Origin of the sequence: Microcella sp., assembly GCF_046296455.1 — a bacterium.
Taxonomy (GTDB): domain Bacteria; phylum Actinomycetota; class Actinomycetes; order Actinomycetales; family Microbacteriaceae; genus Microcella.
Map to the genome: position 1 here is coordinate 36,064 of NZ_JBKBLF010000009.1, position 19,541 is coordinate 55,604.

Consider the following 19,541-nt stretch of genomic DNA (forward strand, 5'->3'; position numbering starts at 1 on the left):
CCGCCGTCAGCGGGTCGGGCGCCGCCAGTCGGGCACGGTGATGAGGATGGCGATCGCGCTGAGCGCGACCCCCGCGAGCCCGAAGGCGAGGCTCGCGGCGCTCTGCACGCCGCCCGCGGGGAAGGGCAGCTCGTCGGGCAGGCTGATGCCCATGCTGAGGTGCGGGAACCATGCGGCGACGACGATCGCGCTGCCGGCGATGCACGCCGCGGCGAGCATGCGCCGCGGCGTCAGGATGCGGTCGGCGGCGAGCGCCGGCAGCAGCGCGAGCACGGCCACGCCGAGCACGACGGCGAGCGAGAGCACGACCCAGATGGTCATCGTGATCGTGAAGCCCACGCGCGAGGCCGTGCCCCAGACGGCGTAGACCTCGTCGAGCGTCAGCTGGCCCTGCGCGATCGCGAGCGGCTGCTCGACCGCGAGCGCGAACGCCCCGAACGCGACGAGCCCCAGCAGTGCCGCGGCCGCGGCGAGGCCCACGCGGCGTCGGACGCCGCGCGAGGCGGGGCCCGGCGTCACAGGATTGTCGACCCCGCCCTCGCCCACCACGGTGCCGTCGACGAGGATGACGCGTTGACGGGGGGCGAGCGGTTCGTCGAGGAACTCGCCCGCGCGGTCGCCCGGCGTCATGCCGTCGAGGCTCGTCATGAGCGCGCCCGAGCCGACGCGGCGAACGCCGCGCACGATCGCGGCGGCGTTGAGCCCGCCGCCGAGCAGCACGAGGGCCAGCGCGAGCCACAAGAAGCCCACGGCGCCGCCCGCGGCGAACCAGCCGAAGCCGGCGACGGGCACGAGCAGCAGGCTGGTGAGCCCCCAGCGGAACAGTTGACCGGTCGAACGCACGGCTTCTCCCTCGCATCGCGTGTCGTGATGCGCACACCCTACTCACCGCGGCCATACGACGACATCGGCGAGGCATCGCGTGCGTCGACGTGCCACCTCATAGCCTCGCGGGATGCGTGACTACAGCGACGACGTGCTTTCCGGCGATTGGCGGGCAGTCGGGCGCACGGTCGTGCCCGAGACCCCCGCCGACCTCGACCTCGTCGTCGAACTGCCCGCCGGTGCCGCCGCCGAGAACGCGGCGGGCTTCGTGGGCGCCGTCGTGCGCGTCGACGCGGGAAATGTGCACCTCGAAGATCGGCACGGCCGCGTTCGGGTGTTCCCGCTCGGTGCGGGCTTCCTCGTCGACGGCGCTCCGGTGCGACTCGTCGCCCCCGCGGCGCCGGCCGCCCCCGCGACGCGCGCCCGCACGGCGAGCGGCTCGTTCGCGGTGGCGGACGCCCGCGCGCGTGTGGCCCGCGCGAGCCGCATCTGGGTCGAGGGTCGCCACGATGCCGAGCTCGTCGAGCAGGTGTGGGGTGACGACCTGCGCCTCGAAGGGGTGGTGGTCGAGCTGCTCGAGGGCGTCGATCACCTGGCCGAGCTGCTCGTCGACTTCGCCCCATCGCCGGGGCGCCGCGTGGGGGTGCTCGTCGACCACTGGGTGCCCGGATCGAAGGAGATGCGGCTCGTCGAGCAGGCGATCGCGCGGGTGGATGCCCGGCACGTGCTCGCCATCGGGCATCCATTCATCGACATCTGGCAGGCAGTGCGCCCGGCCGTGGTCGGCATCGCGGCGTGGCCCGACGTGCCGCGCGGGCAGGACTGGAAGAGCGGAACGTGCCGCGCCCTCGGCTGGCCCCACGAGACAGTGGCGGATCGTGCGGCGGCCTGGCGGCGCATCCGCGGCAGCGTGCGGGGCTACGCCGACCTCGAGCCGGCGCTGCTCGGCCGGGTGGAGCAGCTCATCGACTTCGTCACCGCCGAGTAGCGGAACCGAGCGCCCCTCTCACGGTTTGCGACAGTTCGCACGATGGTGAGCGTGCGAGGTGTCGTTTTCGGTGCGACAAACGTGTGCAGGAATGACGAAAGCCGCCCCACGTCATCGGGGGGCGGCTGTCGTGCTTGTTTCGTGAGCCGGATCAGCGTGAGCCGGCTCGAAGAAACGGGGAGGGAACTAGAGCGGGCGGATGTTCTCGGCCTGCAGACCCTTGGGGCCCTGCGCGACGTCGAATTCGACCTTCTGGTTCTCGTCGAGCGAGCGGTAGCCGTTCGACTGGATGGCGGAGAAGTGCGCGAACACGTCGGCGCTTCCGTCATCGGGGGTGATGAAACCGAAACCCTTTTCGGCGTTGAACCACTTAACAGTGCCTGTCGTCATTACTGACTCCTTGTTACTCACGGAGTTTCGACTGTCGAAACCACCAGTCGAACCACTCGTGAATCCTGCTCTATACGAGAGCACGTACTGCTTGCACCGCACGTTCGGATCGCCGAGGCGTATCAACTTCGCTCTTGACAGTAGTGCACAGGGGGCGCTGCGGGGGCATCCTTCACCGAGTTGTTACACGAGCTCTGCACAGCCTGCACCGAACGTCGGGCCTTAATGTGGGGGATCCGACCCCCAGGAGACACCGCATGAGCTTCTTCGACCGCCTCTTCGGCGCCCCGACCCCCGAGCCCGCACCGCGTCGTGCCGGTGCGCGCACCGACGACGACCGCGCCGTCGAGCGCTACCGCTACCTGCTGCAGACCGCACCGCCCGAGACGATCGAGCAGGTGCACGCCGAGGCCTTCGCGAAGCTGAGCCCCGAGCAGAGGCGCCTCGTGTTCAACGAGTTCGCGCGCACGGCCCCCGCGGGCGAGGCGCCCGCCGACGACGAGCCCGGCACGCTCGCGCGCGCCGCCACGCGGTCAGAGCTGCGGCAGCCTGGAACCATGGAGCGCTCGCTCGCCGGCCCCTCGTTCGGTCAGATGGTGGGCGCCTCGCTGCTCGGCACCGTCGCGGGCTACGTCATCGGCTCGGCGCTCGCGAGCGCCTTCCTGCCGCCGATGGATGCCGGGGCGACGGATGCCGGGGCGACGGACGCCGGTGCCGCAGACGCCGGTGCCGCGGACGCCGGTGCCGCCGATGCCGGTGCGGCCGACGCGGGCGGGTTCGACGGCGGCGGCTTCGGCGACTTCGGCGACTTCGGGTTCTAGGCCGCGATCATGGCGCGGCCGAAGCGCATCGAGCCGGGACCGGGCCAGGAGTCGGTCTGGGATTATCCACGGCCCCCGCGGGTCGAGCCCGTGCCCGCGCGCGTGACCATCGAGCTGGGTGGTCGGCTCATCGCCGACACGACGCGTGCCGTGCGCGTGCTCGAGACGAGTCATCCCCCCGCCTACTACCTGCCGCCCGACGACTTCGTCGACGGTGCGCTCGTGCCCGGTGAGGGCTCGTCGTTCTGCGAGTTCAAGGGCCGTGCCGCGTACTTCGACATCGTGGGCGGCGGCGGCGTCGTCGCCGAGCGGGCGGGCTGGTACTACCCGAGCCCGAGCCGCGGCTTCGAGAGCATCGCGGGCTATGTGTCGGTGTACCCCGGCCGCATGGACCGCTGCACGGTCGACGGCGAGACCGTCACCGCGCAAGAGGGCGGCTTCTACGGCGGGTGGATCACCGCGAGCATCGTCGGCCCGTTCAAGGGCGCGCCCGGCACCTGGGGCTGGTGACGACCCGCTGATCGGGCCGTGGATGCTCGGCCTCGACCGTTTCGGAGCACCGAACTGCGCCCGCCTCGCCCCCGCTGACATCATGGGCGCGTGACCGCGAGCGCCCAGCCGAACCCCGCCGACGTGCGTCGGTGGCGGCGGTACCTCGCCGACGAGCGCGCCGAGGCCGCCGTCTACCGCGACCTCGCGGCACGACGGTCGGGCGAGGAGCGCGCGATCCTGCTCGCCCTCGCCGAGGCCGAGTCGCGGCACGAGGCGCACTGGGTCGCCCTGCTCGGGGCCCACGCCGAGCGCGTGCCCGCGGTGTCGCTTCGCACGCGCGTGCTCGGGTTCTTCGCCCGCCGATTCGGCAGCGTCTTCGTGCTCGCCCTGGCTCAGCGGGCCGAGTCGCGCTCGCCGTACGCCGACGACGCGCACGCGACGGCCGCGATGGCCGCCGACGAGCGCATCCACGGAGAGGTCGTGCGGGGCCTCGCGGCACGTGGCCGCCAGCGCCTGTCGGGAACCTTTCGGGCGGCCGTGTTCGGCGCCAACGACGGCCTCGTCAGCAACCTCGCCCTCGTGATGGGCATCGGGGCGGCCGGGCTCGGGCCGGGTGCCGTGCTGCTCACGGGCCTCGCGGGGCTGCTCGCTGGCGCCCTGTCGATGGGGGCCGGCGAGTACGTCTCGGTGCGCTCGCAGCGCGAACTGCTCGATGCCTCCACCCCCGACCCCGAGGCGCACACCGCGCTGCCCTACCTCGATGTCGACGCGAACGAGCTGGCGCTCGTGTACCGCGCCCGCGGCATGGACGAGGCGCAGGCGGTCGAGCATGCGCGACGCATCCTGGCCGATTACGACCCGGTGGCCGCCGCGGCCCGGGCGGCGGAGGCCGAGGCCGAGCAGCACGAGGCGATCGGCTCGGCGTGGGGTGCGGCGCTCTCGAGCTTCGCGTTCTTCGCCTCGGGGGCCGTCATCCCGGTGATCCCGTACCTGCTGGGGCTCGACGGGGTCACGGCGATCGCGGTCTCGGCCCTGCTCGTGGGCCTCGCGCTGCTCGTGACAGGAGCGATCGTCGGGGTGCTCTCGGGAGCCTCGCCGCTCAAGCGCGCCCTGCGCCAGCTGGCGATCGGCTACGGCGCGGCGGCCGCCACGTATCTGCTCGGGCTCGCGTTCGGCGCAACGATCGCCTGATCGTTCGGCCACGAACAGCACTTTCACAGGTTTCTGCGTCAGGCTGGAGTGTTGGCTGCGTAGCCGACAGGGGCGAGTGCCGCCGGTGCGAATGATTCCGCCGGAGCGGGTGCGACGACCTCCTGACCTTGTGCCGAGTGCCCGACCGGGTGCCGCGAGGTCGAACTGCGCAATGACGTGCACTCACCGTGTCCACGGCCTGCCGGCCGCCACCAGGAAGTGTTTCTCTTCTCATGCTCCATCTTCTGCACCCTTCGCTGCCGCGCGCTGTCGCGCTCGACCCCTACCGGGTTCGCCACCACCTGCTGGTCGCCGCTGCCTCGGTCATCACGCTCACCCTGCTGCTCGGCAACGGGGTCTCGACGGCGTTGGCCGTGGCCGCCGAGCAGGCGGAGCAGTCGTCGCAACCGGCCCCGCAGCTCTTCGTGACCGCGCCCGAGGGCGCCGTCGCTGACGCCGCCGACCCCGCGGCGGCCGCCGCCGCATCGCTGAGCGCAACGACCGACGGCGCCGCCGACGAGGCCGCCGCGGCCGAGGCCGATGCGCTCGCAGCGGCAGTCCCCTCGGCGCGGCCGGAGTTCACGATCGACGTGCGGCCGCCCGTCATGTACCCCGTCGGTTCGGGGGCCCCGGTCGGCAGCCCCTTCGGTCCGCGCGACCAGGCCTGCGGCGCCTGCTCGACGCAGCACCAGGGGGTCGACTGGAACCCGGGCCGCGGCACCCCCATCGTCGCGATGGCCGATGGCGTCGTGAGCAAAGTCGTCACCTCGGGCAGCACCCTCGGTGTCTACCTCATCATCGATCACGTCGTGAACGGCCAGGCGATCTCGAGCGTCTACGGGCACATGGAGAACGGCTCGCTCACCCTGCGGGTGGGCGACGAGGTGCGCGTGGGCGACCAGGTGGGCACCGTCGGCAGCACGGGCGTCACGACGGCCCCGCACCTGCACTTCGAGCTGCGCATCGGCGGTGGCGCGATCAATCCGCTGCCCTGGCTCGCCGCCAACGGCGCCCAATAGCGGCGCTGGCCCGCACGGTTTCGCACGCGGGCCGATCGGCGGCGCGACCGACGACCAAACCGATGAGGGCTCGGTTCCGAACCCCTCGTGCTTAGACTGACGACCGACGGCCCCGGTGCACCGGGAACCGTCTGACGAACCGCACGAGGAGCCCCCATGTCGATCGCCACCGCCCTTCGCGAGTTCGAGCTGCAGACGCGGCCGATCCACCCCGACACGCGCCGGGCGCTCGACAAGCGCTGGGCCGAGCTGCCCGAGCACGCCAAGACGCCCGAGCAGCTGCTCGGCAAGTGCGCGGTCGGCTGCGAGGGCACGCATGGCGTGTTCCCCAAGTGCAACCTCACGTGCTCGCCCTGCTACCACTCGGCCGACGCCAACAAGGTGCGCATCGACGGTGACCACACCGTCACCGAGGTGACGAAGCAGATGGCGCTGCTGCGGCAGATCCGCGGCCCGCGCGCCCACGCGCAGCTCATCGGCGGCGAGGTGAGCCTGCTGCCGCCCAAGGCGCACCGCGACACCCTGCTCGCCATGCGCGCCGTAGGCCGCGAGCCCATGTCGATGACGCACGGCGACTTCGACTACGACTACCTGATCGACGTCGTGCTCGACGAGCAGGGCAAGCCCGCCTTCAAGAAGGTCTCGTTCGCCGCCCACTTCGACTCGCTCATGCGGGGGCGCCGCGGTGCCGTGCGGCCCAAGAGCGAGGCCGAGCTCAACCCCTTCCGCGAAGAGTTCGCGGCCATGTTCGAGAAGCTCAAGGCCGAGCACAAGGTCGATTCGTACCTCGCCCACAACATGACGGTGACGCCGACCAACCTCGACGAGGTCGAGCAGGTCACGCGCGACGTGCTCGCGATGCCCTACGACATGATGTCGTTCCAGCCCGCGGCCTTCATCGGCGACGACCGCCGCTGGAAGGAGAACTTCGAAGAGGTCACGATCGACGCGGTGTGGGAGCGCATCGAGGCCGGCGCGGGCCAGAAGCTGCCCCACAAGGCCGTGCAGTTCGGCGACCCGCGCTGCAACCGCCACACGGTCGGCGTCATGGTCGACGGGCGGTTCGCCTCGGTGCTCGACGCCGACGAGCCGAAAGACATCGCGGCCCGCGACCGGTTCCTCAAGCACTACGGCGGCATGATCTTCGGCGATGTTCCCACCTGGGCGCTCACGATCAAGGTCATGCGCGCGGTGCTGAGCCACCCGCAAGACCTGCCGCCGATGGTCGGCCTGGTCGCGCGCATCGTCAAGCGCGGCGGCGGCATGCGCGCGCTGCTGCGCGCGGCCCGGCGCGGCAAGGTGAGCTTCAAGACCTTCGTCGTGCACAACTTCATGGACGCCGAGCAGGTCAAGCCGGCGTGGGAGATGATGAAGCAGGGCATCGTGGCCGACGACCCGAAGCTCAAAGAGACGCAAGAGCGCCTCGGATCGTGCATGTACGCCATGAGCCACCCCGAGACGGGCGAGCTCGTGCCGGCCTGCGCTCAGCACTCGGTGCTCGACCCGATCGAGAACATCGGCTTGCGCACGCTGCTGCCCCTCGAGCCCAAGGGCGAGCGCCGCACCGGCATCTCGAACGGCAAGGTCGACGAGCTCGCCGACAGCGCCTCGCGCTGGTAGCGGGCCACCCGACCCGGGTCAGACCGGGGGCCGGATGCCCTCCCGCTCGTCGAGCGGAACGACCGTGCACGCCGAGCGCGGGATGAGCGCGGTCGCGCGCTGACCCACGACGAGCGGCCGGCTCGCGGGCACCTCGGCCTCGAGCATGGCCTCGCCGCCGGCCAGGGTGATCTCGGCGCGAGGTCCCCGCGCCCGCCGGTCGGCCACGACGACCTCGATGCCCACCATGCCCTCGGGCACGCCCGCCTCGAGCGTCGCGACCTGCACGGCCTCGTGGCGCACCACGAGCATCCCGGGGCCTTCGGGCCACGATTCGCCGTCGGGGGCCGCGATGTCGCCGAGCGCCGAGCGGTGCACGCCGCCGCGCACCTCGCCGGGCAGCTCGATGCGCCCGCCCATGAGGCGCGCGACCGCGAGCGCGACGGGGCGCGTGTAGAGCCGCTCGACCGTGTCGTGCTGCAGCAGCCGCCCGGCGCTCAGCAGGGCGACGCGGTCGGCGACGACAGCGGCCTCGTCGCGGTCGTGCGTGACCATGACGATCGTCGGATTGAGCTGCTGGCGGATCTGTCGCAGCAGCGCGTGCATGTCTGAGCGCAGCTCGGGGTCGAGCGCGCTGAACGGCTCGTCGAGCAGCAGCACGCGCGGGCGCGCGGCGAGCGCGCGCGCGATGGCGACCCGCTGCTCTTGCCCGCCCGAGAGCGCCGTGACGGGGCGCTCGCCGAAGCCCTCGAGCTGCACGAGCTCGAGAAACTGCCGGGCGTCGGCCCGTGCCTCGCGCTTGGGCTGCCCGGCGACGGTCGCGGCGAAGGCCACGTTGTCGAGCACGCTCAGGTGCGGGAACAGCAGGGGCCGCTGGAACACCATGGCCATGCCGCGGCGCTCGGGGGCGACGCCCGCGACATCGGTGCCGTCGACGAGGATGCGCCCGGAGGTGGGCGCGTCGAGCCCCGCGATAGCGCGCAGCACCGAGCTCTTGCCCGAGCCGGAGGGGCCGAGGATGGCGAGGCACTCGCCGGCGTCGACGCCGAGCGAGACCGACTCGAGCGCGGGCGCGATGGCGCCGTCGAAGACCTTCGTCAGCGAATCGAGGGCGAGGCTGGCGCTCACGGGGCACCTTTCGGGGAACGACTGGCCGTGGGGCCGGTGAGGTAGCGGGCGGTGGGGTAGCGGCGGCCGAAGCGGCCGAGGCCGAGCAGCAGCACGAGCGGCGGCACGATGGCGCTGAGCGAGAGCACGGCGACGACGGCGTCATTGCCGACCCCGGCCGCGAACGAGGCGACGAGCAGCGGCAGCGTCACGATGGTGCCCCCGCCGACGAGCACGGTGACGACGTAGTCGCTCCAGCCGACGAGGAAGGCGAGGAAGGCCGCGCGCGCGAGCCCGGGGGCCACGAGCGGCAGGTGCACGCGCCACAGCACCTGCGCCCGCGAGGCGCCGAGCGTGCGCGCCTCCTCCTCGTAGGCCAGGTCGTGGGCCGCGTAGGCGACCCGCATCGTGTAAACCGTGTACGGCAGCGCGGCGGCGACGAGCAGGATCACGACGCCGATGAGCCCCGGCACCCGGGCGCGCAGCAGCACGATCGTGAGCCCCATGACGGCCACGAAGGCGGGCAGGGCGAGCGGGGCGAGCAGGATGCCGCTCACGAGCCGCGGCGCCGGCACGGCTCCTCGGGCCAGCGCTCGCGCGGCCATGGCCCCGAGGGGCGTGGCGACGGCCGCGACCACGAGGCCCAGCAGCAGGGATCGGCCGAAGGCGGGCACCGCCCCCGCTGTGACGGCCGAGGCGAGGCCGTCGAGCCCCCACTCGGTCGGCAACGCAGCGGGTGCCGACCAGCGGTTGGCGACCGACCACAGCAGCAGGGGCACGAGGGGCAGCGCGAACCAGACGGCGAGCAGGCTCGCCACGACGATGCGCAGGGTGCGGCCGGCGGGCCGCGGGCGCATGAGCGGGCGGGCCGCGACCGTGCGGTCATCGGGTGTGACACGCTCGCCGTAGGGGATCATCATGGCCATCGCCGCATCACCGCCACAGCGGCGTGCGCCGCAGCAGGGCCATGCCGAGCGCGACGACGACGAGCGAGACGGCCGTCGTGATGACGGCGACGGCGGCGGCCTCGGGCCGCGAGGTGAGCGAGATGGCATCGAACAGCCGGAAGGCGAGCACGGGCAGGGGCTCGGGGTACGGCCGGCCGAGCAGCCAGGCGACCTCGTACGAGCCGAAGGTGTAGACGAAGATGATGATGGCGCTCACGATGACGGCGGGCGTCGCGAGCGGGATGACGACGTGCCGCAGCCGGCGGGCGCGCGAGGCGCCGAGCAGGGCGGCGGTCTCGTCGTAGCGCGCGACGCGTGAGGCGAGCACGCCCGCCACGACGAGGGCGACGAACGCCGATTCCTTCCAGGTGTACTCGAGCACCACGGCGACCCACCAGGGCCCGCCGACGAGGTCGGGCCAGTCGGTGCCGTCGATGCCGAGCATCCGGGGCAGCACGCCCGCGTCCGAGATCAGCAGGCCGACCGCTGCGGCCCCGATGAGATGAGGCACGGGGATCGTCAGGGCGCTGAGCGCGGCGACGAGTCGACCCGTCGTGCGGCCCTGCGTGATGACGACGGCCGCGGTGAGGCCGATGACGCATGACAGCACGGTGGATGCGGTGGCGATGCCCAGCGAGAGCCCCAGGCCCGTCAGCAGCTCGTCGCCGTTGGCGAGGTAGGCGTCGAGGCTGAGGCGTGGCTCGCCGACGAGGGGCAGCAGCCCGAGGCTCTGCACGAGCGACATTCCGATGCCGCCGAGCACGACGAAACCGGCGATCGCGACGGCGGGGGCGACGAGCGCGATTGACGCCCAGCGCCGGGAGCCCGCGGTGCGGGCCCCCGGCGTCAGGGAGTCGATGGCGACGATGGTGCTCGGCCCTACTGCGCGAGCACCAGCTGGCGCCAGCCCTCGTCGATGGGCGTGACCCACGCCGCCGCGAGTTCGGGGTTGGCGTTCTCGCTCAGCACGTCGTAGGCGGGCACGACGGGCGAAGAGGGCAGGGCGTCGAAGAGCGCGCGCTGCTCGTCGCTCAGCTGGTCGAGGTCGAGCACCGTGAACTGGCCCCACACCTCGGGCTCGGCCTTGGCGGCCTGCTGCTCGGCCGAGAGCGACAGGTTGGCGACGACCATCGCGCCGGCCTTGCTGCCCGAGGTCGAGGCGAGGCCGAGAAAGCTCGCGTTGCCGACCGTGCCCTCGTCGAGCGTCAGCACCTTCGTGCCGGCGGGGTAGGTGCCGTCGGCCACGAGCTGCGTGAGCGTCGCGGGGCCGTAGGTCATCGTGAAGTCGACCTCGCCGTCGGCGAACAGCTGGTTGAGCTCGTTCGAGTCTTGCGGGTAGGTCTCGCCGCCGCGCCAGAGGCTCGGCTCGAGATCCTGCAGCTCGGCGTAGAGCGCGGGCGTCAGCTCGTCGAACGCGGCCTGGTCGAACGCGAGCGGCACGTTCTCGTAGCCGCCGCTCACGCTGTAGAGCACCTCGCGCACGAATACCGAGCCCGTGAAGTCCGGCGGAGCCGGGTACGTGAAGCGGCCCGGGTTCGCGCGGGCCCAGTCGAGCAGCTCGTCGAGCGAGCTCGGCACGTCGGTGACGGTGTCGCTGTTGTAGACGAAGGTGAACTGCGCCTTGTGCCACGGCGCCTCGCAGCCGTCGACGGGCGTGCCGAAGTCGTCGAGCAGCAGCGGGTCGGCGGGGTCGGTGAGCGCCATGTTCGGCAGCAGGTCCGTCCAGCCACACTCCCAGGCGCCCGCTTCTTTGCCCGTGCCGAAGTTGTTGCCGTTGACCCACACGAGGTCGACCTCGCCGTCGGTCTCGCCGGCCTGCACCTCGCTGAGGATGCGGTTGAGGGCGTCGGGCGTGTCGGCGATCGGCACCTGCTCGAGCGTCACGCCGAGCTCGGCCGCGGCCGGCACCAGCACGTCGTTGACGTAGGCGTTGCCCTGCTCGTCGCCGCCGTACATCCACAGCTTGACGGTCTGACCCTGCGCGGCCGCGACGACCTCGTCCCAGCTCTCATACTGCTGGTCGTCGGCGGCGGGCGCCGAGCACGCGGCGAGCGGCACGACGAGCCCGAGGGCGATCGTCGCGGCGAGCGCGGCTCGACGGGCGGGGTGCTGGGGTGACATGGGTTCTCCTCGATCGGTCGGTCGGTGCGGGCCGGGGGTGGTCGAGTCGGTTCGGCCGACTCTTAGACTTACCCACCATGACCGATGCGCCGGGCTCCGACACGGGCGGCGGCCCCGATCGGGTTCGCCGCACCGCTGTCATCGTCCGTGCGATCGCTCTCGTGGTATTCGTCGCGGCGGGCGTCGCGGTTTGGCTTCTCGTTCCCCTGCCGCCCGTCGACGAGGTGCGCGCAGGCGTGCAGCAGCTCGGATGGGGGGGTGCGATCGTCACGATCGTGCTCTACGCGGCGATCACCCTGACGCCCGCCCCCAAGAACGTGCTCTCGATCGCGGCGGGCCTCGTGTTCGGTTTCGGCCTCGCCCTCGTGCTCGTCTACCTCGGCGCCCTGCTGGGCGCGGCGATCGCGTTCGTGCTCGGCCGGGCGCTCGGCCGCGAGGCGGTCGAACGGTTCACGGGCGCACGCGTCGCGCGACTCGACGCCCTGCTGCAGCGGCGCGGCCTCGCGACCGTCATCGGCTTGCGGCTCATCCCGGTCATCCCCTTCACGGCCATCAACTACGGCGCGGGGCTCACGGCCGTGCGGCGCCGCGACTACGCGCTCGGAACAGCGCTCGGCATCATCCCGGGCACGGCGGCCTACGTCGCTCTCGGAGCCTTCGGTCTCGAGCTGCAGTGGCCGGCCTGGCTGGCGATCGGGCTGCTCGGAGCCCTCACGATCGCCGGGGCCATCCTGGGCGAGCGAGGGCGCCGAATACGTCGTGATGCCGCGGCCGCGGCACCCCCGACCGCCCCACTGACGGAGTCCTGATGCTCGATCGCCCGATGCGCGCGCTCATCGCGCGACCCGTGGATGCTCTCGCGCGCGCCCTCGACCGCCCGGGCATCACGCCCGACGGCCTCACCCTGGCGGGGCTCGCGATCGGCCTCGGCTCGGCGGTCGCGGCCGCCGTGCAGTGGTGGATTCCCGCGCTCGTGCTCTGGCTGCTCTCGCGCGTCGTCGACGGGCTCGATGGCGCCCTCGCGCGCCGTCGTCGCGCGGCGGCGCCCGCGGGGGCCGCGCACAGCGAGGCGGGCGGCTTTCTCGACATCACGGCCGACTTCGTCGTCTACGGCGCGACGGTCGTGGGCGTCGCGGTCGGGGCGACGGCCGGCTTCGGCGCCCCGTGGTGGCCGTTCCTCGCCGTGCTGCTCGCGTACTACATCAACGGCGCGGCCTTCCTGGCGTTCTCGTCGATCGCCGAGCGCACCGGTCGTCAGCTCGACGACGGACGCTCGCTGTCGTTCCTCGGCCGCATCGCCGAGGGCACCGAGACGATCGTCGTGCACGCCCTGTGGCTCATACTGCCGTTCTGGGCCGCGCCCATCGCGATCGGCTGGGCGGCGCTCGTCGGCGTGAGCGCCGTGCAGCGCATGGTGGCCGGCTACCGCGCCCTGCGCTGACGCCTGGGTCGGGGCGGCCCGTCTACCGCGTGGTGAATCGCCGCCAGCGCGCGAGCACCGCGATGGCGCGCGCGACTGCGCCGCGCTCGAGCCGCACCCGCACATCGGCGATCGCGGCGTTCCAGAGGGCGTCGCTGTAGGTCGGGTAGGGGTGCGTCGTGCTCGCGATCGCGCTCGTCGTGATGCCCTGGCGCACGGCGAGCGCGGCCTCGCCGATCGTCTCGCCCGCGCGGGGCCCGACGATGACCGCGCCGCGCACGCGGCCCTTCGCGTCGACGACGAGGCGCGTGAAGCCCGCCGTCTCGCCCTCGGCGATCGCGCGGTCGGTGTGCTCGTGGCGCACCTCGCGCACCGTGCAGCCCGCCGCCGCGGCCTCGGCGGGCGCGAGCCCCACGGCCGCGACCTCGGGGTGCGTGAAGGTGACGCGCGGCACGGCATCAGCATCCACCCGTCGCCGCAGCCCGAGCGCCGCGTTCGTGGCCGCGAGGCTGCCGTTGACGCCCGCGATGTGGGTGAACTGGGGCAGCCCGCTGACGTCGCCCGCCGACCAGATGCGCGGGTTGCTCGAGCGCAGCGCGGCGTCGACGGCGACGTAGCCGCGTTCGTCGAGGCGCACCCCCGCCGCCTCGAGGCCGAGCCCGGCGATGCGGGGGGTGCGGCCGAGCGCCACGAGCAGGCGGTCGAACGGCACGGCCGCGCCGTCGGAGAGGTGCAGGATGCCCGCGCGGCCATCGGCCCCGGCCTCGACCCGCTCGACCGTCGTCGACACCCGCACATCGATGCCGTCGTGGGCCATGGCCGCGGCGACGAGGGCCGAGGCGTCGGGATCCTCCTTGGGCAGCACGCGCGCGTTGCGCTGCACGAGCGTCACTCGAGAGCCGAGGCGGGCGAAGGCCTGGCTGAGCTCCGAGCCGATCGCGCCCGCGCCGAGCACGGCGAGCCGCTCGGGCTGCTCGTCGAGATCCCACACTTCGTCGCTCGTGAGCACCGCGATGCCGTCGATGCCGGGCAGCGCGGGCACCTCGGGCGCCGAGCCCGTGGCGATGATCGCCTGGCGAAAGCGCACGAGGCGCGCGCCGCTGCCGTCGAGGGGCTCGACCTCGGCGCTGCGCGGCCCCGTGAATCGCGCCCGGCCCATGATGACGCGAGCACCTGTTGCTTCGACCACTTCGGCCGAGTCGGCGGGCTCGATCTCGTGGATCGCCGCGTGCACGTGCCGCATGACGGCCGCGAAGTCGACGCGCACGGCGTCGGTCTCGATGCCCAGCCGGCCGCCGTTGCGGGCGCGAGCGGCGGTGTCGGCGGCGGCGATGAGCGACTTCGACGGCACGCACCCCGTCCACAGGCAGTCGCCGCCCATGCGGTGCGCCTCGACGAGCAGGGTGCTCGTGCCGAAGCGTGCGGCGGTCTTCGCGGCGACGAGCCCGGCCGTGCCGCCCCCGATCACGAGCAGGTCGACATCGAGGGCGGGCGCAGAGGCGGTGGTCATGGGCCGAGCGTATCGCCGCCGCGGCTTGTTACCCTGGACCGGGTACCGGGTCGTACGAGCACTGACGACGACGAACAGCACTCGACGACGAGGGGAAGGGTCATGGGGTCACGCGAGCGATACCGCTCGGGGGCGCGGCTCTACGACCTGCTCTCGGCCGAGTGGCCGGTCTACCGCGTCGGGCGCACCGAGGCGATCCGGCTGCTCGATCCGCGTCCGGGCGAGCGCGTGCTCGACCTCGGCTGCGGCACAGGCCTCAACCATCCGCTGCTGCACGCGGCGGTCGCCCCCGAGGGGCGCATCCTCGGCGTCGATCTCAGCGCGTCGATGCTCGAGGTGGCGCGCCGGCGGGCCGAACGGCGGGGGCTCGATACCGTGCGCCTGCTCAGCACCGATGCGGTCGCGCTCGACCCCCGTCGCGTCGTCGCCGAGCTCGGCGGCCTCGCCGACGTGGTGCTCGCCACCTACACCCTCTCGATCATGGCCGACCCCGCCGAGGCCTGGCGGCGCGCGATGACCGCGGCCCGGCCGGGGGCGCGCGTCGCGATCGTCGACATGCAAGAACCCTCCGGCGCCGCCCGGGTGATCGCGCCGCTCGCGCGCGCGTTCGCCGGGTTCGGCGGGGCCGACCTCGAGGCCCGACCGTGGACGGCGCTCGAGCGCACCGCTGAGCACGTGCGCGGCCGCTCGCTGCGCGGCGGCCACATCCAGGTCAGAACAGGAGTCCTCCCCATGCACGACCGCTCCGCCCGTCCTCTTCCCGACGGCGTCTCGCTGCGCCCGCTCACGGTGGCCGACGCCGACGAGCTCGTCGCTCTCAACGATGCGGCGGCGCCCGCCGTGCCGATCACCCCCGCCCCGCAGCTCGCGCGCCTCATCGGCCTCGCCGAGCTCGCCCTCGGGCTCGAGCGCGACGGCCGGCTCGTCGGCTTCGTGATCGCGATGAGCCCCGGAGCCGCGTACGAGAGCGAGAACTACGCCTACTTCGAGGCGCGCGGGGTCGACCACCTCTACGTCGACCGCATCGTGATCGCCGAGAGCGAGCGCGGTCGCGGCCTCGGGGTTCTGCTCTACGACGCGGTGTTCGCCGAGGCGCGGTCGCACGGCCGCCGCGAGGTGACGTGCGAGGTCAATCTCGACCCGCCGAACCCCGGAAGCCTCGCCTTCCACGAGCGGCTCGGGTTCCGCCCCGTCGGCACCCAGGCCACGAAGGGCGGCGCGGTCACGGTCTCGCTGCTCGCCGCCGCCGTCGACACGGTGCCGGGCGAGCCCGTCGGGGTGCGATCGTGACCGGGGCGCTGCCGACGGTCTCGATCGTCGTGCCGGCCTACAACGAAGAGCAGACGATCCGCTCGTGCGTCACCGCCGCGCTCACGCAGACCGTGCCCGCCCACGAGGTCATCGTGGTCGACAACCGCTCGACCGACCGCACCGCCGAGATCGTCGCCGAGCTGCAGGCGGCGAACCCGGATGCTCCGCTGCGGTTGCTGCGACAGTTCGACGAGCAGGGGCTCGTGCCGACGCGCAACCTCGGGCTCGACAGCGCGACGGGCGAGGTCATCGGCCGCATCGACGCCGACTCGGTGCTGGAGCCGACGTGGGTCGCCGAGGTGCAGAAGGCCTTCGTCGACCCGAGCGTGGCCGCCGCAACGGGCCCGGTGCTGTACTACGACATGCCGCTGCGCCGCTTCGGCCTGCGCGCCGACGACACCCTGCGGCGTGCGATGCTGCGCCTCGCCCGTGAGTACCACTTCGTGTTCGGCAGCAACATGGCGCTGCGGGCGACGGCGTGGCAGGCCATCCGCGACGAGGTGTGCCGTGACGAAGACGACCTCTTTCACGAAGACATCGACATCTCGGTGCACCTCTACGATGCGGGGCTCACGGCCGTCTACGTGCCGACGATGGTCACCGGCATGTCGGCGCGGCGGGTCGACGACAGCCCGCGCGACTACGTCTCGTACGTCGGCCGCTTCGACCGCACCTACACCCACCACGACGTGCGCAATCGCGCGCTGCGGGCGCCCGCCTGGGTGTTTCTCGCGGTGTACCCGATCGCGAAGGGCCTGCGGTGGGGGCACCAAGAGCTCGCATCGCGGCGGGCCGACGCCGCGGGCGATTGAGCGCCCGGGCCTAGCGGCGGCCGGCGCCCTTCGGCATCCACTCGGTCGCGAGCACCGCCGCTTGCGTGCGCCGCTGCATGCCGAGCTTGGCCAGAATGCCGCTGACGTAGTTCTTGACCGTCTTCTCGGCGAGGAACAGCGTGCTGCCGATCTCACGGTTCGAGAGGCCCTCGGCGATGAGGGCGAGGATCTCGGTCTCGCGCGGCGTGAGCGCGTCGAGCGGCGATGCGGGATGCGCGGCCGCGATTCGGCCCATGACCCCCTCGGCCAGGGCGGGGTCGAGCAGCGTCTCGCCCGCCGAGACGCGGCGGATCGCATCGACGAGGCTCGTGGCGCGCACCTCTTTGAGCAGGTAGCCGTTCGCCCCCGCGAGCACGGCGGCGAGCACGGCCTCGTCGTCGTCGTACGAGGTCAGGATGAGGCAACCGACCTCGGGCCGCGCCGACTTGATATCGCGGCACACGTCGATGCCGCTGCCGTCGGGCAGGCGGCCGTCAAGCACTGCCACGGTCGCGCTCGAGCCCAGGATCGCGCCCGCGGCACCCGTGGCGAGCCCCGCTTCGCCGACGACCGAGATTCCCTCTTCGTGCTCGAGCAGGTCGGCGATGCCGCGACGCACGATCTCGTGATCGTCGAGCAGGAATACGTGGACTGGCCGGGTCATCGTGCCTCCCAGGGTACGCTCCATCGCACCTCTGTGCCGTGCGCATCCGCGGGCTCGATGGTGAACGAGCCGCCCCGCTCGTGCGCACGCGCTGCCAGGTTGGCGAGACCGCTGCGACGCCCCGAGGGCGGCATGCCGATTCCGTCGTCGCGCACCGTCACGACAACGAGCGCCCCCCGCACGGCGACGCTCACCTCGATGAGCCCGGCCTGTGCGTGGCGCACCGCGTTCGAGAGCGCCTCGCGCACGACCGCCGCGACCTCGTCGCCGAGCCCGAGGTCGACGAGCGTGTCGACGGGCCCGCTGAACTCGAGACGCGAGTCGAGCGACTCGCCCTCGAGGGTCTCGCGCACGAGCTGGTTGATGCGCGCGCGCAGGCTGTAGGTGCCCGCGCTCGGCGGGGCCGAGAGGCGGAAGATCGCCTGGCGGATCTGCCGGATGGTCGAGTCGATCGCGTCGACCTGCGCGGCGATGCGCGCGCCCGTGGGGTTCGAGGGGTCGCCGACGACGCTCTGCAGCGAGAGGCCGACGGCGAACAGGCTCTGGATGACGTGGTCGTGCAGGTCGCGCGCGATGCGGTCGCGCTCGTCGGTGAGCGCGACCCGCTGCTCGTCGAGGCGCGCGCGGGCGAGCTCGCGGGCGATCGCGACCGACCGGCCGAACCGCGCCACGGTCTCGCGCTGCGCCTCGGTCTGCGGGTGCCCCGTCGTCGGCGGCGCGATGACGATGCCGCCGTCGGCGGTCTCGGTCACGACCGTGTCGGGGTCTGCCGTCAGCTCCCGCACGGCGAGAGTGATCGCCTCGAGGTCGTCGGGGCCGACCTCGCCCGACAGCAGGCGCTGGGTGAGGCGCTCAGAGGCGGCGAGCCAGCGGCGGTCATCCTGAGACTGCTCGTAGAGGCGCGAGTTCGCGATCGCGGTGCCCGCCATCGCGGCGAGAGCGGCGATGATGCCCTCGTCGATGTCGTCGAACGGCCCCTCGCTGTGCTCGGTCAGGTAGAGGTTGCCGAACACGGTGCCATCGACGTGGATCGGCACGCCGAGGAAGGAGTCCATGGGCGGGTGGTGCGCTGGGAAGCCCACCGAGCGCGGATCGTGCGAGAGGTGCTCGAGCCGGATGCTGCGGCCCTCGGTGATGACGGCCCCGAGAATGCCGCGGCCGCTCGGCGGGGGACCGAGCCGCTGCACCTGCTCGTCGGTGAACCCCGCGTGCAGAAACCGCTCGAGCCCGCCGTCGGGCGAGAGCACGCCGAGCGCGCCGTACCGGGCGCCCACGAGCTCGCGCGCCACGCCCACGATGCGCTGCAGGCGCGTCGTGAGGTCGAGGCTCTCGGTCACCGCTTCGGCGGCCGAGATCAGCAGCCCGACGCGCCGGTAGCCCTCATCGAGTCCGGCGGCGCGCTGCATGATGCGCTCGACGAGCGCGTCGACCGACCCGCCGCCGGGGGTCACGGAGCGCCGTCGGGCTGATTCTGGCCGTCGGGTGCCGGGCGGCGGGTGCCACCCAGGTGCACGGGCGTGACATCCTCCGGCGCCTCGTCTTTGACGAGGAAGGGCCGCAGCTCGACGGGCTCGACGCTCTCGTTGCGGCGCTTCGCCTGACGACCGCGGTACACGAGGTTGAGCACCTCGACGATGATCGCGAAGGCGATGGGGCCGTAGATGAGGGCCTTGTCGATCTTGACGTCGAAGCCCTCGGCGATGAGCGTCGTGCCGATGAGCACGAGGAACGCGAGGGCGAGCATCTTGACCGTGGGGTGGCGGTTGACGAAGTCGCTGATGGCCTTGGCCGTGAAGAGCATGAGGGTGATGGCGATGACGACGGCGGCGATCATGATCCACAGCTCGTCGACCATGCCGACGGCGGTGATGACCGAGTCGAGCGAGAAGACGATGTCGATGAGCAGGATCTGCACGATGATGCCCGCGAACGTCACGGACTTGCCCGTGGACTGCTGGTGGCCCTCGGCGCCCTCGAGCTTCTCGTGGATCTCGACGACGGCCTTGTAGACGAGGAAGAGCCCGCCGAGGATGAGGATGAGGTCGCGCCCCGAGAAGCCCATGCCGAAGAGCTCGAACAGGTCGTTGGTGAGGCTGATGATCCAGCTGGCCGCGAACAGCAGCAGGATGCGCATGATCATCGCGAGCGAGAGGCCCAGCACCCGCGCCTTGTTCTGCTGCTCGGGCGGGAGCTTCGCCGCGAGGATCGAGATGAAGATGACGTTGTCGATGCCGAGGATGATCTCGAGCACGAGCAGCGTTGCGAAGGCGATCAGCAGCTCGGGAGAGAAGGCGAATTCCATGCCGCGATCCTAGGTGAACCGG

At 72.5% G+C, this 19,541-nt stretch carries 20 protein-coding genes; 10 read left to right on the forward strand and 10 right to left on the reverse strand.

Annotated features, from left to right (window positions below):
* Positions 1-6: 6 nt before the first annotated feature.
* On the reverse strand, positions 7-843 hold the full coding sequence (locus tag ACK4HH_RS06405) for a hypothetical protein (protein ID WP_409649702.1): 837 nt from the start codon (positions 841-843) through the stop codon (positions 7-9).
* 112 nt (positions 844-955) lie between these two features.
* On the opposite strand from ACK4HH_RS06405, the gene ACK4HH_RS06410 reads away from it, so the two are divergent.
* Positions 956-1,813: a DUF3097 family protein gene (locus ACK4HH_RS06410; RefSeq protein WP_409649705.1), complete on the forward strand. Its 858-nt coding sequence runs from the start codon at positions 956-958 to the stop codon at positions 1,811-1,813.
* Positions 1,814-1,999: 186 nt separating this feature from the next.
* Here ACK4HH_RS06410 and ACK4HH_RS06415 read toward each other — a convergent pair whose 3' ends face one another.
* On the reverse strand, positions 2,000-2,203 hold the full coding sequence (locus ACK4HH_RS06415) for a cold-shock protein (protein WP_055860048.1): 204 nt from the start codon (positions 2,201-2,203) through the stop codon (positions 2,000-2,002).
* Positions 2,204-2,460: 257 nt separating this feature from the next.
* On the opposite strand from ACK4HH_RS06415, the gene ACK4HH_RS06420 reads away from it, so the two are divergent.
* The 5 genes from ACK4HH_RS06420 to ACK4HH_RS06440 all read left to right on the forward strand — a co-directional run bounded on the left by ACK4HH_RS06420 (position 2,461) and on the right by ACK4HH_RS06440 (position 7,346).
* Complete coding sequence (locus tag ACK4HH_RS06420; RefSeq protein ID WP_409649710.1) at positions 2,461-3,024, forward strand: hypothetical protein; 564 nt, start codon at positions 2,461-2,463, stop codon at positions 3,022-3,024.
* Between the two features lie 9 nt (positions 3,025-3,033).
* A complete protein-coding gene (locus ACK4HH_RS06425) occupies positions 3,034-3,534 on the forward strand; it encodes a DUF427 domain-containing protein (protein ID WP_409649713.1) in 501 nt (166 codons plus the stop codon).
* A 90-nt stretch (positions 3,535-3,624) separates the two neighbouring features.
* A complete protein-coding gene (locus tag ACK4HH_RS06430) occupies positions 3,625-4,707 on the forward strand; it encodes a VIT1/CCC1 transporter family protein (RefSeq protein WP_409649716.1) in 1,083 nt (360 codons plus the stop codon).
* A 233-nt stretch (positions 4,708-4,940) separates the two neighbouring features.
* The gene (locus tag ACK4HH_RS06435; protein WP_409649719.1) at positions 4,941-5,726 is read left to right on the forward strand and encodes a M23 family metallopeptidase; all 786 of its coding nucleotides are present in this window, start codon (positions 4,941-4,943) and stop codon (positions 5,724-5,726) included.
* 156 nt (positions 5,727-5,882) lie between these two features.
* Positions 5,883-7,346 carry a hypothetical protein gene (locus ACK4HH_RS06440; RefSeq protein WP_409649722.1) on the forward strand — a complete coding sequence of 488 codons (1,464 nt, stop codon included), beginning with the start codon at positions 5,883-5,885 and terminating at the stop codon, positions 7,344-7,346.
* An 18-nt stretch (positions 7,347-7,364) separates the two neighbouring features.
* On the opposite strand, the gene ACK4HH_RS06445 is transcribed toward ACK4HH_RS06440, so the two are convergent.
* Genes ACK4HH_RS06445 through ACK4HH_RS06460 form a run of 4 tightly spaced genes read right to left on the reverse strand, consistent with a single transcriptional unit; the run spans position 7,365 to position 11,500 of the window.
* Positions 7,365-8,453, reverse strand: coding sequence for an ABC transporter ATP-binding protein (locus ACK4HH_RS06445; RefSeq protein ID WP_409649725.1), 1,089 nt, complete (start codon positions 8,451-8,453; stop codon positions 7,365-7,367).
* Entirely contained in the window at positions 8,450-9,358 is a 909-nt protein-coding gene (locus ACK4HH_RS06450) for an ABC transporter permease (protein WP_409649728.1), read from the reverse strand. Before ACK4HH_RS06450 ends, ACK4HH_RS06445 begins: the two co-directional genes overlap by 4 nt.
* Positions 9,359-9,365: 7 nt before the next feature.
* Positions 9,366-10,310 (reverse strand): ABC transporter permease, encoded by a 945-nt coding sequence (locus ACK4HH_RS06455; protein ID WP_409649731.1) that lies wholly within the window; start codon positions 10,308-10,310, stop codon positions 9,366-9,368.
* Positions 10,259-11,500, reverse strand: a complete 1,242-nt coding sequence (locus tag ACK4HH_RS06460; RefSeq protein WP_409649734.1) for an ABC transporter substrate-binding protein — start codon at positions 11,498-11,500, stop codon at positions 10,259-10,261. The genes ACK4HH_RS06455 and ACK4HH_RS06460 overlap by 52 nt, the downstream gene beginning before the upstream one ends.
* Positions 11,501-11,577: 77 nt before the next feature.
* Between ACK4HH_RS06460 and ACK4HH_RS06465 the strand changes: the two genes are divergently transcribed.
* Complete coding sequence (locus ACK4HH_RS06465; RefSeq protein ID WP_409649736.1) at positions 11,578-12,309, forward strand: TVP38/TMEM64 family protein; 732 nt, start codon at positions 11,578-11,580, stop codon at positions 12,307-12,309.
* Positions 12,309-12,941 (forward strand): CDP-alcohol phosphatidyltransferase family protein, encoded by a 633-nt coding sequence (locus ACK4HH_RS06470; RefSeq protein WP_409649740.1) that lies wholly within the window; start codon positions 12,309-12,311, stop codon positions 12,939-12,941. Before ACK4HH_RS06465 ends, ACK4HH_RS06470 begins: the two co-directional genes overlap by 1 nt.
* Before the next feature lie 22 nt (positions 12,942-12,963).
* On the opposite strand, the gene ACK4HH_RS06475 is transcribed toward ACK4HH_RS06470, so the two are convergent.
* Positions 12,964-14,430 carry a dihydrolipoyl dehydrogenase family protein gene (locus ACK4HH_RS06475; RefSeq protein WP_409649743.1) on the reverse strand — a complete coding sequence of 489 codons (1,467 nt, stop codon included), beginning with the start codon at positions 14,428-14,430 and terminating at the stop codon, positions 12,964-12,966.
* A gap of 102 nt (positions 14,431-14,532) precedes the next feature.
* Between ACK4HH_RS06475 and ACK4HH_RS06480 the strand changes: the two genes are divergently transcribed.
* A complete protein-coding gene (locus ACK4HH_RS06480; RefSeq protein WP_409649746.1) occupies positions 14,533-15,720 on the forward strand; it encodes a GNAT family N-acetyltransferase in 1,188 nt (395 codons plus the stop codon).
* Entirely contained in the window at positions 15,717-16,553 is an 837-nt protein-coding gene (locus ACK4HH_RS06485) for a glycosyltransferase (protein ID WP_409649748.1), read from the forward strand. The genes ACK4HH_RS06480 and ACK4HH_RS06485 overlap by 4 nt, the downstream gene beginning before the upstream one ends.
* 10 nt (positions 16,554-16,563) lie before the next feature.
* On the opposite strand, the gene ACK4HH_RS06490 is transcribed toward ACK4HH_RS06485, so the two are convergent.
* From ACK4HH_RS06490 to ACK4HH_RS06500, 3 genes are read right to left on the reverse strand one after another with little or no spacing between them, the layout of a single operon-like run.
* Complete coding sequence (locus ACK4HH_RS06490) at positions 16,564-17,217, reverse strand: response regulator (protein ID WP_409649751.1); 654 nt, start codon at positions 17,215-17,217, stop codon at positions 16,564-16,566.
* Positions 17,214-18,668 carry a GAF domain-containing protein gene (locus ACK4HH_RS06495; RefSeq protein WP_409649754.1) on the reverse strand — a complete coding sequence of 485 codons (1,455 nt, stop codon included), beginning with the start codon at positions 18,666-18,668 and terminating at the stop codon, positions 17,214-17,216. Before ACK4HH_RS06495 ends, ACK4HH_RS06490 begins: the two co-directional genes overlap by 4 nt.
* A complete protein-coding gene (locus ACK4HH_RS06500; RefSeq protein ID WP_409649757.1) occupies positions 18,665-19,519 on the reverse strand; it encodes a TerC family protein in 855 nt (284 codons plus the stop codon). Before ACK4HH_RS06500 ends, ACK4HH_RS06495 begins: the two co-directional genes overlap by 4 nt.
* Positions 19,520-19,541 lie beyond the last annotated feature (22 nt).